The sequence below is a fragment of the Flavobacterium potami genome (genome assembly GCF_020026915.1).
Lineage (GTDB): Bacteria > Bacteroidota > Bacteroidia > Flavobacteriales > Flavobacteriaceae > Flavobacterium > Flavobacterium potami.
Genome location: NZ_JAINUY010000055.1, coordinates 1 through 288 on the forward strand (window position 1 = coordinate 1; position 288 = coordinate 288).

At 39.6% G+C, this 288-nt stretch carries 1 protein-coding gene; it reads left to right on the forward strand.

From position 1 onward, the window contains the following. A partial coding sequence (locus K6T82_RS24245) for a CbiQ family ECF transporter T component (RefSeq protein WP_223711608.1) occupies positions 1-288 on the forward strand: 288 nt, incomplete at both ends.

Sequence of the window (288 nt, forward strand, 5' to 3'; positions counted from 1 at the left end):
GAACGAGAATCATATAAAAACAGTCCAATACACAGGCTTGATCCCCGGATAAAGTTACTTTTTACACTTGTAATAATCATTTATGTAGTTAGTCTGCCCCGGATTCATGAAAAAAATATTGTCCGCCTTTTTGCCATAGAGATTTATTTGCTGCTACTGGTGCTTGTTGCAGGACTTGACCTAAGATACTTTTTCCTTCGAATTCTTGCGATTTTACCATTCGGGCTCGCAATCGCCCTTATCCAGCCATTCCTCAGACCTTCCTTTATGGAAACTTATACTCCATAC